Annotated in this window: 16 protein-coding genes and 1 riboswitch; of the genes, 7 read left to right on the top strand and 9 right to left on the bottom strand. The window is 41.7% G+C overall.

Annotated features, from left to right (window positions below):
- Window positions 1-105 precede the first annotated feature (105 nt).
- A riboswitch (cyclic di-GMP riboswitch) is annotated at window positions 106-198 on the bottom strand.
- A 369-nt stretch (window positions 199-567) separates the two neighbouring features.
- Genes ACP7A0_RS10925 through ACP7A0_RS10900 form a run of 6 tightly spaced genes read right to left on the bottom strand, consistent with a single transcriptional unit; the run spans window position 568 to window position 8,459 of the window.
- On the bottom strand, window positions 568-1,371 hold the full coding sequence (locus tag ACP7A0_RS10925) for an ABC transporter permease (protein ID WP_060595514.1): 804 nt from the start codon (window positions 1,369-1,371) through the stop codon (window positions 568-570).
- Window positions 1,364-2,233 carry an ABC transporter permease gene (locus ACP7A0_RS10920; protein WP_375566869.1) on the bottom strand — a complete coding sequence of 290 codons (870 nt, stop codon included), beginning with the start codon at window positions 2,231-2,233 and terminating at the stop codon, window positions 1,364-1,366. Before ACP7A0_RS10920 ends, ACP7A0_RS10925 begins: the two co-directional genes overlap by 8 nt.
- Entirely contained in the window at window positions 2,233-3,324 is a 1,092-nt protein-coding gene (locus tag ACP7A0_RS10915) for an ABC transporter ATP-binding protein (RefSeq protein ID WP_106061726.1), read from the bottom strand. Before ACP7A0_RS10915 ends, ACP7A0_RS10920 begins: the two co-directional genes overlap by 1 nt.
- Before the next feature lie 8 nt (window positions 3,325-3,332).
- Complete coding sequence (locus ACP7A0_RS10910; protein WP_034664150.1) at window positions 3,333-4,418, bottom strand: ABC transporter substrate-binding protein; 1,086 nt, start codon at window positions 4,416-4,418, stop codon at window positions 3,333-3,335.
- Window positions 4,415-6,400, bottom strand: a complete 1,986-nt coding sequence (locus ACP7A0_RS10905; protein WP_375566866.1) for a hydantoinase B/oxoprolinase family protein — start codon at window positions 6,398-6,400, stop codon at window positions 4,415-4,417. Before ACP7A0_RS10905 ends, ACP7A0_RS10910 begins: the two co-directional genes overlap by 4 nt.
- On the bottom strand, window positions 6,390-8,459 hold the full coding sequence (locus tag ACP7A0_RS10900; RefSeq protein ID WP_034664154.1) for a hydantoinase/oxoprolinase family protein: 2,070 nt from the start codon (window positions 8,457-8,459) through the stop codon (window positions 6,390-6,392). Before ACP7A0_RS10900 ends, ACP7A0_RS10905 begins: the two co-directional genes overlap by 11 nt.
- Window positions 8,460-8,826: 367 nt before the next feature.
- Between ACP7A0_RS10900 and ACP7A0_RS10895 the strand changes: the two genes are divergently transcribed.
- From ACP7A0_RS10895 to ACP7A0_RS10875, 5 genes are all read left to right on the top strand, one after another.
- Window positions 8,827-9,255 carry a NucA/NucB deoxyribonuclease domain-containing protein gene (locus ACP7A0_RS10895; protein ID WP_034664156.1) on the top strand — a complete coding sequence of 143 codons (429 nt, stop codon included), beginning with the start codon at window positions 8,827-8,829 and terminating at the stop codon, window positions 9,253-9,255.
- A 128-nt stretch (window positions 9,256-9,383) separates the two neighbouring features.
- On the top strand, window positions 9,384-9,539 hold the full coding sequence (locus ACP7A0_RS10890) for a hypothetical protein (RefSeq protein WP_268496291.1): 156 nt from the start codon (window positions 9,384-9,386) through the stop codon (window positions 9,537-9,539).
- 29 nt (window positions 9,540-9,568) lie between these two features.
- Window positions 9,569-10,414 carry a methyl-accepting chemotaxis protein gene (locus tag ACP7A0_RS10885; protein ID WP_254637611.1) on the top strand — a complete coding sequence of 282 codons (846 nt, stop codon included), beginning with the start codon at window positions 9,569-9,571 and terminating at the stop codon, window positions 10,412-10,414.
- Window positions 10,415-10,480: 66 nt separating this feature from the next.
- Window positions 10,481-11,080, top strand: a complete 600-nt coding sequence (locus tag ACP7A0_RS10880) for a methyl-accepting chemotaxis protein (RefSeq protein WP_426005101.1) — start codon at window positions 10,481-10,483, stop codon at window positions 11,078-11,080.
- A gap of 120 nt (window positions 11,081-11,200) precedes the next feature.
- The gene (locus ACP7A0_RS10875) at window positions 11,201-11,587 is read left to right on the top strand and encodes a competence protein ComJ (protein WP_106038505.1); all 387 of its coding nucleotides are present in this window, start codon (window positions 11,201-11,203) and stop codon (window positions 11,585-11,587) included.
- A 1-nt stretch (window position 11,588) separates the two neighbouring features.
- Here the strand turns inward: ACP7A0_RS10875 and ACP7A0_RS10870 are convergent, their stop codons facing one another.
- Both ACP7A0_RS10870 and ACP7A0_RS10865 read right to left on the bottom strand, forming a co-directional pair.
- On the bottom strand, window positions 11,589-12,395 hold the full coding sequence (locus ACP7A0_RS10870; RefSeq protein WP_375566861.1) for an aminoglycoside N(3)-acetyltransferase: 807 nt from the start codon (window positions 12,393-12,395) through the stop codon (window positions 11,589-11,591).
- Between the two features lie 28 nt (window positions 12,396-12,423).
- The gene (locus ACP7A0_RS10865; protein ID WP_375566859.1) at window positions 12,424-12,840 is read right to left on the bottom strand and encodes an Lrp/AsnC family transcriptional regulator; all 417 of its coding nucleotides are present in this window, start codon (window positions 12,838-12,840) and stop codon (window positions 12,424-12,426) included.
- Between the two features lie 115 nt (window positions 12,841-12,955).
- Here ACP7A0_RS10865 and ACP7A0_RS10860 point away from each other — a divergent pair, with 115 nt between their 5' ends.
- Window positions 12,956-13,720 carry an MBL fold metallo-hydrolase gene (locus ACP7A0_RS10860; protein WP_060595506.1) on the top strand — a complete coding sequence of 255 codons (765 nt, stop codon included), beginning with the start codon at window positions 12,956-12,958 and terminating at the stop codon, window positions 13,718-13,720.
- 49 nt (window positions 13,721-13,769) lie between these two features.
- Here the strand turns inward: ACP7A0_RS10860 and ACP7A0_RS10855 are convergent, their stop codons facing one another.
- Window positions 13,770-14,099: a YckD family protein gene (locus ACP7A0_RS10855; protein ID WP_034664467.1), complete on the bottom strand. Its 330-nt coding sequence runs from the start codon at window positions 14,097-14,099 to the stop codon at window positions 13,770-13,772.
- Between the two features lie 181 nt (window positions 14,100-14,280).
- Between ACP7A0_RS10855 and ACP7A0_RS10850 the strand changes: the two genes are divergently transcribed.
- Window positions 14,281-15,153: a transporter substrate-binding domain-containing protein gene (locus tag ACP7A0_RS10850; RefSeq protein ID WP_375566857.1), complete on the top strand. Its 873-nt coding sequence runs from the start codon at window positions 14,281-14,283 to the stop codon at window positions 15,151-15,153.
- Window positions 15,154-15,155 lie beyond the last annotated feature (2 nt).

The following is a 15,155-nucleotide window of genomic DNA, read 5'->3' as shown; positions in this document are numbered from 1 at the left end:
GACACCCTGCACCCTCTATATCAAAAGAACCAAGTCTATTTGATTAAATAGACGAAATACGGAAAGAAGCCCACCCCGAATAAAACGGAGGGACTCCCATTTTGATTCGGTAACCTGCCGACCATAGTAAAAAAGCAACTTTTACCTTAGGACATGGCTTTGCGTCTCTACGTTTCCATAGATTTGCCTTTTTCTTCTTTTCTTTTTAAATATTTTCTATTTACGTCCACTTTATATGAAATTATTGTTTTTTTCACCGAAAAATGGGTGTAAAGATTCATGCGTTATACCGAATGAATCACATGATAATTTACGATATTTACCGAAAATAACTAATAATAGTTGCGTTCAACCGAAAATAATCGACTAAATACCGCAAAAATTTCATGTTTCCCCTTAAAATTTGCAAATATGACCGAAAATGCAGGATAGAGGTCTCCTTTCATTCTCCAAAATTTCTTAAATCTTAAGAACTATATTCCCTGAAAAATTGAAAATATTTACCGTAAAAACAACACAAAAAGAGCTGCCATTTCAAATGACAGCTCCCTTGTTTCTTCATTATATTTACATCACCTTAGACAGGCCAATCGTTTTCTCAATGATGAGCAACGCAATGATAGAAATGATAATAAATATGACAGATATCGCATTGACACTCGGATCAAAGGTTTGCTCAATGTAATTAAACGTCCTGATGGGAATCGTAATGGTTTGGGGAGAGGAAACGAACAAACTGATCGATATTTCCCCAAATGACGTCACAGCTGAAAACACTCCGCCTGCAATAATTCCTGGCTTAATCAAAGGCAGCGTCACTCGAAAGAATGTGCGAATGGGTCCTGCGCCAAGATTCATTGAAGCTAGCTCAAGCTGCGGGTCCAAATTCGAGACACTGACGCCTACTGTTCGAACCACATAGGGAAAGCCAATAATGACGTGACCTATGACAAGCGCCCACAAAGATCCCGTAAACCCCATAGCCGTAAACAAATAAAGCATGGCAATCCCCAACACTACCTGAGGAATCATAAGTGGTGACAAAATGAAGGCTTGGATGGCCTCCTTTCCCTTAAAGGTAAGCCTTGCTAAAGCATACGAAGCCATCGTGCCTAAAAGAACCGTGAGCGGCGTTACGATGAATAGCAAAATCACACTGATACGCAGAGACTCCATCCATTCTGGATTCGACACGACCTCTTGAAACCAACGAACGGAGAACGAAGTCGGCGGAAATTCAGGAAAGGCATTTGGACTAAAAGCAGATAAGACGATGACAAGAACAGGTATGGTTAAAAAGAGATAAACCAATGACCCAGCAGTCCAAATCAGGATTGAAAGCAAACGGTCACCTAATGATTTTTTACGCATGCATCCTCGCCTCCCAACGCTTCAATAGATAGCTTAATAAAATGACCACCACAAGCACACAAACCAATAACGTAAAGGACATCGCTGCAGCAAGAGGCAAGTTATACACCTGCATGACCTGCTGATAAATAGACAGCGGCAGCAGAGGCTGCATCCTTCCGCCGACTAACAGCGGGGTGATATAGCTCCCAGCCGCCAGTGAAAAGACAATAATAGCTCCAGTCACCATACCTGGAATGGTCAGTGGAAAGGTCACATGAAAGAAGGTTCGAATACGTCCAGCTCCTAGACTCATAGAAGCCGGTCGTAAATGACGATCCATATCGGTTAAGCTCGTCGCGATAGGCAGCACTGCAAAAGGCAGCATGACCTGAACATAAGCAATAATCACCGCATTCATATTCCACAGCATAGAGAGCGGCTTTTCAATCACATGTAAATCTAATAACATGCCATTGATCAGACCATTTTGCGAAAGAAGGACAATCCATGCAAACGTCCGAATCACAACACTTGTCAAAAGCGGCGAGACAAGTAAGATATAGAAAAATGCCCGCAGACGCGGATGAGGTGCCTTGACGAGCACGTATGCTGCGGGGTATGCCATCAATAAACAAATTACCGTTGTCTGCAAGGCTACCCACACTGTACTTCCAATCGCCTTCACATACGCATCTGTCGTGAACACATGAATATATTGAGAAAAGCTGTACGTTTGTAATGTATTCATCATTGAATCCACATCGCGAAAACTGAGGACGAACATCATCACAAGCGGCGCTAGAAGAAATACAACAAGAAACAAACACGCAGGCAGCAGCATGAACCAATGAAATCGCTGATTCTTTTTCTTGATACGCATCACGTGTGCACCTTCGAATCTAGGAAAACAATATCTTCAGGCTGCCAATTGATATGAATAGCTTCTCCAGCTTTCGGCAGTTCAGGAAATGCTGCATCAGAAGCATGGACAATCATTTCACCGCTATCGAGCCCCACCACCAAACGTAATGAGTGACCAATATAACTGACATCTGCCAGCACGCCTGATACATGGTTGGGCTGAACGTTTTCCCACTCAGAAGATATGCTGATTCTTTCTGGACGGAGCATGAGTAAATGATTCCCCTTCTTCTCTTGGTGTGCCGCAGCCTTTAACTCAACATGCTGCCCGTTTGACTGGGTTAAATGAGGAACGATAAATGCAGCTTTAGCTTCATCATATACTGCTTCAAATAGGTTCACCTGTCCGATAAATTCAGCAACAAATCGATTGTTTGGCTGGCGATACACCTCTAAAGGCGTCCCAATCTGCTGGATTCTCCCCTCACCTAAAATCCCAATCCGATCAGAAAGGCTTAATGCTTCCTCTTGGTCATGGGTCACGAGGATGGTTGTAATTCCGACATTCCTTTGAATATTTCGAAGCTCTGTCTGCATATTTTTTCTAAGTTTTGCATCTAGGTTACTGAGCGGTTCATCAAGAAGAAGAACAGACGGCTGAATCGCAAGCGCCCTTGCAATCGCTACCCGCTGCTGCTGTCCACCACTTAATTGATGCGGCATACGTTTCGCAAACGCCTCTAATTGCACAAGAGACAAACATTCCATAACTTTCTCTTTGATTTCTGCCTTCTTTTTCTTTTGAACCTTTAACCCATACGCCACATTATCAAATACGGTCAGATGCGGAAAGAGTGCATAGCTTTGAAAGACCATACCCGTTTTTCTTTGATAAGGCGGTAAAGTCGTCACATCCTGATCACCAATATAGACGACACCTTTTGTTGGCTCTAAAAAACCGCCAATGATGTTTAATAACGTTGATTTTCCGCAGCCGCTAGGGCCAAGAAGGGAGAAAAACTCTCCCTCATTCACCGTAAGACTGACATCGTTAAGAGCAATCTGCTCGCCGAAATGCTGGCTGATATGTTCTAAATGGATTCCACTCATGCGATCACCTATTTTCCTCCGCCTAATACTTCGTTCCATCGATTTGTCCAATTGCCAAGCTCTGAAGTTGCTGTTTCGTAATCTACCCAAGTCAGCTTGCTATAATAATTCTCTCCAACCTTGACCTTCCCCTTAATCTTGTCACCGTATTTCACATCAGAATTCGACATGCCATAATAAGATTTTTCCGAGAAAGCCTCCTGAGCTTCTTTTCCACTTAAATAGTTTAATAGTTTGTAAGCCGCTTCTTCATGCTGACTTCCCTTCGTTAAAGCCCAGCTCGCAACAGCTGCAACAGCGCCTTCTTTCGGATATGAGAAACCAATATCCATTCCTTCTTCTTCAAGTGCAAATACTCGTCCATCCCAATATGGAACTGCTGCCACGTCACCACGTTCTAACAAGGTTTGAATAGACCCTGGATTATCTGGAAAAGCAGCTACATGTCCTTTTAATTGTGAAAGGCTTTTAAAGGCTTTATCAATATCCTTAGGATTTGATTCTGTCCCACCTTGAGCATGGACAAGCGCAGAAAAAAATTGCAAACCAGCTGAATAAGTCGGAGATGATATCGCCACCTTCCCTTTTAGCTGACTGCTCCATAGGTCTGTCCAGCTGTTTGGTTCCTGCTTCACAAGATCTTTTCGATAAGCAATTCCTAGCTGCCCCATGCTAAAGCCTGCTGCATATTGTTTCCCATCAATAGTGAGCTTCTTTTGGACAGAACGGTAAAGTTTTTTGACATTCGGTGCTTGCTCTTCGTCAATCGGCGCAAGAACATTTGCTGCAATGCCTCTTTGAATCGTATCAGGCTGTAAAATAAGCAGATCATACGGTGGATTTTTTCCATTGGACGCTTTTAATTTCGTAAACCATTCAGAATCCGCTCCAGAGACGGTTTGGACTTTAATTCCCGTATCTTTTTCAAACTTTTCGAGGATTGGTTTGATATTCTTTTCCCAATCGCCTCCGTATACGCCAACGATCACAGTCTGCTGCTGTTTACCTTGATCCTGTCCATTTCCACCGCAAGCTGTCAGCAGTAGAATCATTGATAGTACACCTGCAAAAATAGTGATTAATCTTCTTTTCATGATTGATTTCCCCCTTTTTGTCCATCCATATGACGAAGTGCTTGAATAATATCTTTCTTTGTTAACGGCTCATCTCTATGACTGAAATGTTGATGAACTGCATGTTTATAATGCGTACGTTCATTAGCTGGGTAAGAACGCAGCTGCACGGCAAGCTCGCTGCTGGCTTCATCCGTCCATACTTTCTCATAAGCTTCTCTGTGTTCTCCGAAATCCCACATGATATCAGCAGGATGATCAACCTTTTCACGAAGCTTATTCGTTTGCTTTTCATCAATCTTCCATTCATTTTGGTCTAGATACACTTTAACGCCATATTGCTGCAGCGCTCTTTCTTCACTTAATAGACCTGCTTCCACTTCCTGAAGGACTTTTTCTTTCTTTCTAGCAAATGGATTTCCCCAGCCGCCTCCACTTGGTGATATTAATTGCACAATATCGCCTTTTTCAAGACGCAGAACATCTATTTTTGGCTGGTCTTGTTTTTCACCTTTTGCTGTGATCAGCTTGACCTCACCAACAGCTCCTGCTCGGCCGCCCATTAACCCCCAAGGCTGAAACTTCATTCGTTCCATTCCTCGTGCGGTCACCATAGATTCAGGCTTGATCATTTCAAATTCCAAACCAATCGCATGTCCACCTCTGTTTTCTCCTGCCCCGCCTGTGTTCGGCAAAAGCTCATATCGGTGAACATGAATATCAATATGCTGTTCTAAACTCTCAATGGGTGTATTTTTCAAAAAGCCAGATGAATGATCAATGCCATCTACTCCATCAGTTCCATTTTGAGCACCGCCGCCTCCGCCTAATGGTTCGACAACAGACATTTTCCTGCCACCTGTTTGATCATCAGGAACAGAGAGAACAACAATAGCAGATTGACCTGCACCTGCTGCCGGCACTGCTTCAGGTAACAGCTTACCAATGGCGCCTAGCACGACATTATACAGCCTCATCGTAATCGAATGCCGAATACCAACAGAGGCCGGGTATTCTGGATGCACCAGCGTCCCTTTAGGTGAAATCACTTCAATCGGATATGTTATTCCGCCATTAATCGGTATAAAGGGATCTTTACTAATAATGTAATTAATCAACCCTTGATATAGGAAGGAATGCTTCTGACCATTGGTGACAAGGTTAAAAGCTGTTTTCACTTGAGGGTCACACTCAGAAAAATCAAGAATCAGCCGCTTTCCTTTCACCGTTAACTTGATTTTCAAACGGATCGGCACATCCGAGATCATATCATCATCTAAATAATCAGCGAATTCACTCGTTCCATTCGGAATGGCTTCAATGACCTTTCCTGCACGAATCTCAGCTTGCTTCAGCAGGTCCATCATTCCTTGTTTCACTTCATTTTTTCCAAATTTGCCGATCATTTCTTTTAACCGAATTTCTGCTGTATTTACTGCAGCAATCATCGCATTGATATCCCCATCATTTAAATGACTGGCTCGGCTGTTGGCTCTTAAAAAGGTACGAACGACCTGATTCTCTTTCCCGCCTTCATAAATTTTCACTGGCGGGATTCTTAATCCTTCTTGATGGACATCTGTTGCTGTCGGTGAAATACTCGAGGGCACAAGTCCGCCCACATCACTCACATGAACAAAAGACCAAGCATAGCTGACAATTTCACCATCTACGAAAATTGGCTTAATGATATGGACATCCGGCAGGTGAGTCGCTAAACCATCTGTCGTATAAGGGTCATTTGTGATGATAATATCTCCCGGCTGCATCGCCCCGCTCTCTTCAATCGCTTTTTTAAGACTCAGCCCTAAAAAGATCGTTACACCCACTGTCTTCGGATAAACAAAGAAATCTCCAGAAGGCGTGGCTAACGCTGTCGCAAAGTCAGCTGATTCTTTGACGAAAGTCGTAAAAGACGTCCGCTCAATGACATGTCCCATGCCAGACGCAATTGCATTAAAATAACTGCGCATCATCTCAAGCTTTGCTGGATCAGTTCTCATGTAAAGCCGCCTCCCTTGAAATCACCAAGTTCCCTGATTGATCAATGCTGCCTGTCCAATTTGGCAGAATCAATGTTGTCGTATCATCCTGCTCAATAATGGCAGGTCCATTGATGACAGAACCTACTGACAAAGTATCTCTGTAATAAATAGCTGCTTCATGTTCTTTTTCTTCTATAAAGATTCGCCTGTATTCATATGGCTTCAAAGATTGTCCGCTGCTTTCATGAACAGGTGTGAAAGGCAGCGGCGGCGTCTCGCCTATGACTCGAACTCGTAAATGAGTAAACTCGATGTTCGCCTGATCATCTCTATGACCATATTGACGCTGATGCAGTTTGTGAAAGGCTTCAATGAGTTGGTGGATATCTTGTTCTTGCTTCAGCCATTCAGCTGATAATGGTAATTCAATCTCAAAGGCTTGTCCTTGATAACGTGCATCTGCCAATAATAGAATGGATGTCTGTTTAATATGCTGAATGTTCTGCCGACTGAACCAATCAGCCGCTTTTCGCGAAAGCATCTCAAAATCTTGTTTTAGTTGATCTATCGAGTAGTCTTGTAAGCATATTTTCTTCGACAGCACCGCATCATGAATAAAATCAGCGGTCAGAGCACCTAATGCACATAATGTTCCTGGACTTGGAGGAACGACCACGTTTTTCGCATGGATTTCTCGAGCAAGGAAATTCGCCACAACCGGTCCTGCTCCGCCAAACGCTAGTAAACTAAAATCTCTTGGGTCAAACCCTTGCTGCTCCATGACATTGCTTAATTCTGTGTACATATTGGCGACAGCTACTTGGATCAGCTGGTCAGCCGCTTCTTCTACCGTTTTGTTGAGCTGGTCAGCAATTGGCTGAAAGGCCTTTTCCGCCGCGGATAGCTGTAGGTGTAAATGTCCTCCAGCAAAACGCTCTTGATTGAGATAACCGCATATGAGGAACGCATCAGTTAAGGCGGCTTTCTTTCCCTTACCATACGAAGCTGGTCCCGGCTGTGAGCCAACTGATTCTGGTCCTGCTTTGAGAAGCCCGCCCTGATCAATCCACGCGACAGAACCTCCGCCTGCCCCTATTGAATACATCGCAACAGATGGAAGAATGATAGGAAAACCTGAAAGCTGATTAGACTGAGCCATTGTAGGCTGCCCCTTTTGAATAATGGAGATATCTGCACTCGTCCCCCCTACATCAAAAGTGATCAGGTTGGATTCGTTTGCAGAGGCTGCGATTCTTGCCGCACCAATGACACCAGCTGCCGGACCAGAAAAAAGTGTTTTAACAGGTGAAGTTGCTGCACTTTCTGCATCCATTAAACCACCATTTGATTGTGTAATGTATGGAGAAATTGGTACACCTTCTTCTTTCAAACGGCTTTTCAATGTTTGTAAATACTGTTTTACCTTTGGTTGAATGTACAAATTGACAACAGACATCACAGTACGCTCGTATTCTCTCATTTGAGGCCATAATTCAGATGAAGTAAGGACTTCTAATTGCGGATAATGGTGTTTGATATAGGCTTTTGCCTGTAATTCATGAACTGGATTTTGATAACTATGTAAAAAAGAAATGACAATACCTGCTAGCCTTTTAGACATGACCTGCTGGACAGCATGATCTAATTGCTGCAGATGGAGAGGTTTTTTGATCGTACCATCGTGTATCAACCTTTCAGAGATTGGGTATACATGCTTTCGTGGTATCAACGGTTCCGGCAAACGAGAATTGAAGTCATAAGGAATGGGTAATCGTAATCGTTGTAGTGATAATATGTCTTGAAAGCCTTCCGTCACAAAAAGGGCTAAATCTGCTCCTTTCCGCTGCAATAATGTATTAAGACCGATTGTCATTCCATGTACGAGATATTGGATTTTAGATAAATCAACACCTCTGTCTTTTAGAAGTTTTAGCCCATTGATAATTCCCTGGGCTGGGTCGTCAGTCACTGTGGGTGTTTTGAGTTCAGTCAGCGCCCCTGTTGCTTCATTCATCAGCGATAAATCAGTAAATGTTCCTCCTATGTCTATACCAAGCCGATAAGAGACATCCGCCATTTGTACTCCCCTCCTGCAATGTAAATAGAATCATATTTTGATAAATTACGACATTTTTTGATATTTGACTCCATATTATTAAAGCATATCGGTCTAGTCAATTTTATTTTTTTAAAATTTCTGTGTGTTAAATTCTTGAAATTAGCCCAAAAAGCAGTGATAAAGCCATTTTGATAAAGCATAATCTTTTTTTGACCAGCAAAATTAAAATTTTTATGAATTTTTACAAATATGAAAAGCAAGAAAACGGATAAAAACCGTTTTTCGAACTTTAAAAGGCGTTTTTTCAAAACCAGGAGAAATTGGTAAGTAATTCTGCTATACTTCTGTTTACAAAATACGCAAACAAGAAAGAGAGCTAGCATCTATGAAACTTCTTAAAATCATTCTCTTGCTTTTACTAATCGTCGTTGGTGTAGCAACAGGCTATATTCAGCTGGAGCAAAGTAAACAAGAGACGACGAATTCATCTTATGACAAAACCATTCACTTCCCATCAGATCGTTACCCAGAAACCGCGAAGCACATAGAAGAGGCAATTGATGAAGGCCATTCATCCGTATGTACGATTGACCGTAAACATAGCGATGAACAGAGAGACCAATCACTTCATGGCATCCCAACAAAGCGCGGGTATGATCGGGACGAATGGCCGATGGCGATGTGTAAGGAAGGAGGAACAGGAGCTTCTGTCAAATATATCAGTCCTTCAGATAATAGGGGAGCAGGCTCATGGGTCGGTCATCAATTATCGGATGATCCTGACGGCACAAGAATACAATTTATCATCGATTAACGCCATTTCCCTTTTCTATCTAAAAAAATTTTCTCGTAACTGCATACAGGTATTTCAAACATTTTTTTCATGCTGATAATCCTTAAAAAGGGGATTATCCTACCTTATACCTAAAGGAGTCAAAAAGCATGAAAAAAAAGGGAAAACTGAGGCTTGGTGCCAAAATTTTGCTGATCTTTTTAAGTGTCCTCATCATCTTTTCAGCAGTTGTTGGTTATGTGGTGAATCGTGAAATGACAGAAAACATCAAGCACATGGCCACTGAAAAAGTAAAAAGTGATTAAAGCTAGGCTATGCCTACCTAGATGAAAAAGTGGCAGGCTCGTGGCTGATAAAAGATGGCAAGCTTTATAAAGGGGATACCCCAATCAATGATCATGATACATTGGTTGACCAATTAGCTGAATATACCGATGATACCATCACAATTTTCCAAGGGAATACCCGTGTCGCGACGAATGTCATGTTAAACGGAAAACGAGCTGTCGGTACAGAAGTCTCACCTGAAGTGAAGGCCACTGTATTAGATAAAGGAGAAAACTATTACGGCACAGCAAATGTTGCCGGGAAAGACTATCAAACGGCTTATATGCCGATCAAAAATGAAGCAGGCAAAACGATTGGTATTTTTTATACGGGCGCCAATCAAAGCATGATTTCACAAATGCTTCAGTCATTCTATATTCAATTTGTCATTGTTCTGTTGTTAAGTTTAATTGTTGCAGTTATCATTATTTCTATTTTCACAAAGCGGTTTCAGTCACGCCTCAAGTGCATAGCTTCTGCCATTAAAAGTGCCGGCGAAGGAAATTTAACCATCAATGTGTCGAATACGGCAGGCGATGAACTGTCTGACCTGGCTGGTCATTTCAATAAGATGCGGGAAAAATTAAATCAAACCATTCTTAATGTCATGAACACATCTGAATTAGTGGCCACCTCATCTGAGCAGCTTTCAGCTAGCGCAGAAGAAACAAGTGCAGCATCAGAAAAAATCACCCACAGTATTCAAGAAGTAGCTCAATCATCAGAAGAACAATCTGCTCAAATGACAACAAGTGAGCACACGATGATTCAAGTATCTAACGAGCTGGCAAACATCACGGAAAATGCGGAACAAATGGCTTCAAGAAGTCAATTGCACAAGAAATGGCCCTAAAAGGTGTACAGAATATTGGGGAAGTAAACTCACAAATGACATCTATTGCAAAATCAATAGAGGAAAATGGGACAGCCATTCAAAGCATTAGAAACACGTTCAGCTGAAATTGATCATATTTCCAATGTTATTACAGACATCGCTAATCAGACAAACCTGCTTGCTCTTAACGCAGCAATTGAAGCAGCACGAGCAGGCGAGCATGGAAAAGGTTTTGCGGTTGTCGCAGACGAAGTGAGAAAGCTCGCTGAAGAATCTCAAGCATCATCAAATATGATTTCCCATCTCATTTCTGAAATCCAAAAAGAGATGACTCATTCGACGAATGCCATCAAACGAGTAAAAGAGGAAGCGGCTCAAGGGACTGTACTTATTTCTCATACAGAAGAATCATTTATTGATATTCAACAGTCAATGAGAGAAATGGCAGATGGCATCAAGCATTTATCTAGTACATCACAAAAAATCGCAGCTTATACAAACGATGCGAAACAATCCTTTGCCACTATCACAGAAGGCGTTAAACTAACGAGTGAACATTCACAGCAAGTAGCCGGTTTAACAGAAGAACAATTTGCCGCAATGGAAGAAGTAACAGCATCATCAGAAGCTCTTGCCCATTTAGCAGGAGATTTAAAAGCAATGGTTTCGCAATTTCACATCTAGATTCCTCAAATAGAAGCGCAAGACGGCGACAATCGTCTTGCTGCCTAACATTCTCTTCAAGAATCATTCTTTCAATCATTCACATTCCAACGAAAATCTATGTATAAAGGAGTTTTTTAAATGAATAAGTTAAACCAAGCCTATTCCCTATCTATCTCTTATCACCAAATCACCGTATACACCGGAAGCAAAACACCACCTGTGATTGATTGGTCAGATGATGACATTCTTCAAGGATTCGCCATGGGAGATCAGGGTGTGTCCTTTGAAGGGGTCAACAACGGAAAAGCATCTATTACTGTAACTTTAAATAGCGATATGCCCCCAGCCTCGGCTGACAGAACAGTTACAGTGCCTTTTACGCATGCAAGCGATCAAGTTTATATCACAAGCGTCATGGCTCAGGTGCTGTCTTTCCCTATTCCAAAGGGAGACTATCAGCTCACCTGCTATACCTCACAGCAGCCTGATCAAGACCTTTATCATATAAATTTCCAAACTGTGTAGATCACGACTGATCGTACAAATCAAGCCACTTTTCCGCAAAGTCTACTGATTCTCTCACCGGCAATAAATATGAACTGGCAAGTCCGATTTGACCGTGATCATGAGTGCCTCCTGATTGCAGAAAATCACGACCGATCTGCTCAAATAGTTCTTCTCTTGTGATAATATCTTGGTACTCTTTCCATACCCTCCAACCATTTTCTAAGATGGGAGCTCCTCTTGTCATGAGGTCTTGCTGAGGGATGCGATATTCAGCAAGATGGAAAGCTGTCAGGCTCTCAAATGACGTACCAATCAGCAGCACCTGAGCCTGAAGATCATACATGCGGGCTAGAGGCGAATGTTCTCCTAATCCAAAAGAAAGTGCGTGGTGTTTCAGAAGCTCATGTTTCCTTTTGCCCCAGGCTGTGAATGAAAAATGAGGATGATTGCTTCTCGCCACGCCTGGATATTTCCAAAACGTTTCCGCTACCTTTCCCATTGCTGTTGGCGTCGTGTATGCTGGATCAAATGCAGGCATCGTCTCTTTGATCGATTTCCACCACGAAAAAGGAACAGGCGGATTGATCCAATCAGCGGGATCAGAAAGCTCTAACGTTTGTGCCGGCATGATCAGTGTCCCCTCTTCTGATAAGGTTTCCATCAATGCTTGTATGAGAGCAACAGCGCCTCCGTTTACCCAGCCGATAGATGATAAAGATGAGTGAACACATAAAATCATGCCTTTTTTCACACCAAGTTGAACCAAGTCTGCTTTGATTCTTTCCTTTGTCATCGGTTCAGCTTGACTTTTGATTAATTTTTTCATCGTTCCTTTTCCTCCTGCGTCTCTTCTATTACTGATGAATGAGACGTTTAACCGCAATAGACAGTTTATAATTTGCGTAATTTGTCAGCTCCGTTAAAAACAGATCCAGTTCATCATGACTGGAAAAATGGCCTTCAGCCATATAACAGCCCTCACCACTTATTTTAAACAAGTTCTTGATCTCTTCCTGTTGGTCGAGAAACGACAGAAGTGGTTCGTGATGATGACTGCGGGTATAGATCTGCATAAATGTTTGGATGGTCTTTTGAGTCCGCCAGTCAATCGAAATGGTATATGCTTCAATCACACCCTCTTCTTCAAGCTTTAACACACGATTTGCAACAGCTTGACCGGTTAAATGAACTTTTTCACCTAGTGCTTTCATGGTCAATCGGCTGTTTTTAGAGAGCTCTTTTAATATATCCATATCGGTTTGGTCTAACATTGGCTCACCTCTTTCAAAAATCAAGTCCTTCTGCTGAAAGACTTTCATTACCCTCTGTCATATGGAACTCTTTTAATATACTGTAAACTTAATCAGAAAAAAAGGAGGCCTTTTCATGAAAATCACGCTCATTCGGAATGCTACTTTATACCTTCAATATGGTCAGGCAACTTTCTTCATTGATCCCTTTTTAGCAGCAAAAGGAACATATCCACCGTTTCCTCATACAGCCAATCAACATTTGAACAATCCTATTGTTGATCTGCCTGTAAACATTGACTTAGACAACATGTTACACCCAGATGCTGTCTTACTCACTCATTTGCACGTGGATCACTTTGATGACGAGGCAAAACAAAAATTAGCTCAAGACCAGCCCATTTATACGCAATCGGAGAATGACAAAAAAGAAGTTGAAGAAGCCGGTTTCCAGCATGTCACATGCATTGAAGATGAAATAGACATTTGCGGTGTTCATATTAAGCGGACAGGTGGACAGCATGGGACAGGAGAAACTGCGAAGCGGATGGGACAGGTCAGCGGTTTTGTTTTCTCTCACCCTGATGAACCTACCCTTTACATTGCAGGTGATACCATTTGGTGTGATGAGCCGAAGGAGGTTGTCAATACATGCAAGCCAGATGTCATTGTGGTTAATAGCGGAGCTGCTCAATTTTTAGAAGGCGATCCGATTACCATGACAAAGGAAGACATTTTAGACGTTCACCGTTCTCAGCCAAAAGCACAAATTGTCGCTTGTCACCTTGAGGCAGTGAACCATTGCTTGCTAACAAGAGCTTCTTTACAAGCTTACATTCAGGAGCATCATGCAGATCAAGCCATTTTTGTCCCTAAAGATGGTGAAAGCCTCACCTTCTGAAAAGATTCATAAATAATAAAAAACCGGCACCTCGCTGCCGGTTTCATCATTATGGTCGATGGTGCTGTGGTTTTTTCAGCAATGGAACGAATCCGTTATTTTCCAAATGATTGTAATGTTCATCCATTCGTTTGGTAATATGTGTACCTTGTTCCTTTGTTAACACACCATATTGAACGTATTTCTCAATCACTTCTTTTCGTTTAGAAAGAATTTGCTGCTCAAGCATTTCAATTTGTTTTTGTTGTTCTGTCGTTAATTTTACTTGATGCGTTACTGGACGCTTTTCCATTTGGGGTGTTTCACCATGAGCTGTTTCCATATAAAAACCAGGCAACAGCATCATCGATAATATGATTAAGCCACTTACTTTTTTCATCATTGTTATTTCCTCCTTTATTCGCAATTATTTTGTACGCACCTTCCTTTTTTATACATTATTTCACCACGCAAATTGCACATAATATTCTTACTTTTTCGCTTTTCTTCTGAAAACGTTGTCCTAACAGAAAAAGCGTGCTATGTTTTGTTTTGTATAAAAAATAGAGGAGGATTCTTAAATGAGTCGTTTTTATCATAGAAAATCGGTATGGGTGATGCTTGTTGTGTCTGCTTTCATACTTGTCATGTCTGCTTGCAGTCAATCAAGCTCTTCTCAGTCTGGAGATTCAAAGTGGGATGAGATTCAAAAGAAAGGGAAAATCGTGGTTGCTACTTCAGGCACCCTTTATCCAACGTCATATCATGATACATCTAATGGCAAGGATCAATTGACTGGTTATGAAGTGGAAGTGGTCAAAGAAGCGTTTAAACACCTTGATGTGAAAGTAGAATTTAAAGAAATGGGCTATGATGGCATGCTGAGCGCCATTAATTCTGGTCAAGTGGATGCCGCTGCAAACGACATTGACATCACAGATGACAGAAAAGATAAGTTTGCCTTTTCAACTCCTTATAAATATTCCTATGGCACGGCGATCGTACGAAAAGATGATTTGTCTGGCATTAAAACGTTAAAAGATTTAAAAGGAAAGAAAGCAGCTGGTGCTGCCACAACGATTTACATGGATGTCGCTCGCAAGTACGGTGCGAAGGAAGTCATTTATGATAATGCGACAAACGAGCAATACTTAAAGGATGTCGCTAATGGTCGTACAGATGTCATTCTAAATGATTATTACTTGCAGACACTAGCTCTTGCTGCATTCCCGAAATTAAATATTACGATTCACCCTGACTTAAAATACATGCCAAACGAACAAGGTTTTGTGATGAAGAAAGACAACACAGAGCTTCAAAAAGAATTAAATCGTGTCTTAAAAGACATGAAAAAAGACGGAACCATGAAAAAGATTTCCGAAAAATTCTTTCATCATGCAGACGTCTCAAAGAAAATAGATGCTGATGTCGAAGATGTCGACATTTCTAAATAAGG

The sequence above is a fragment of the Bacillus sp. DWP3-1 genome (assembly GCF_049896565.1).
In the GTDB taxonomy this organism is placed as follows: Bacteria; Bacillota; Bacilli; order Bacillales; family Bacillaceae; genus Bacillus.
This window is presented reverse-complemented; position numbering and strand designations above follow the sequence as displayed.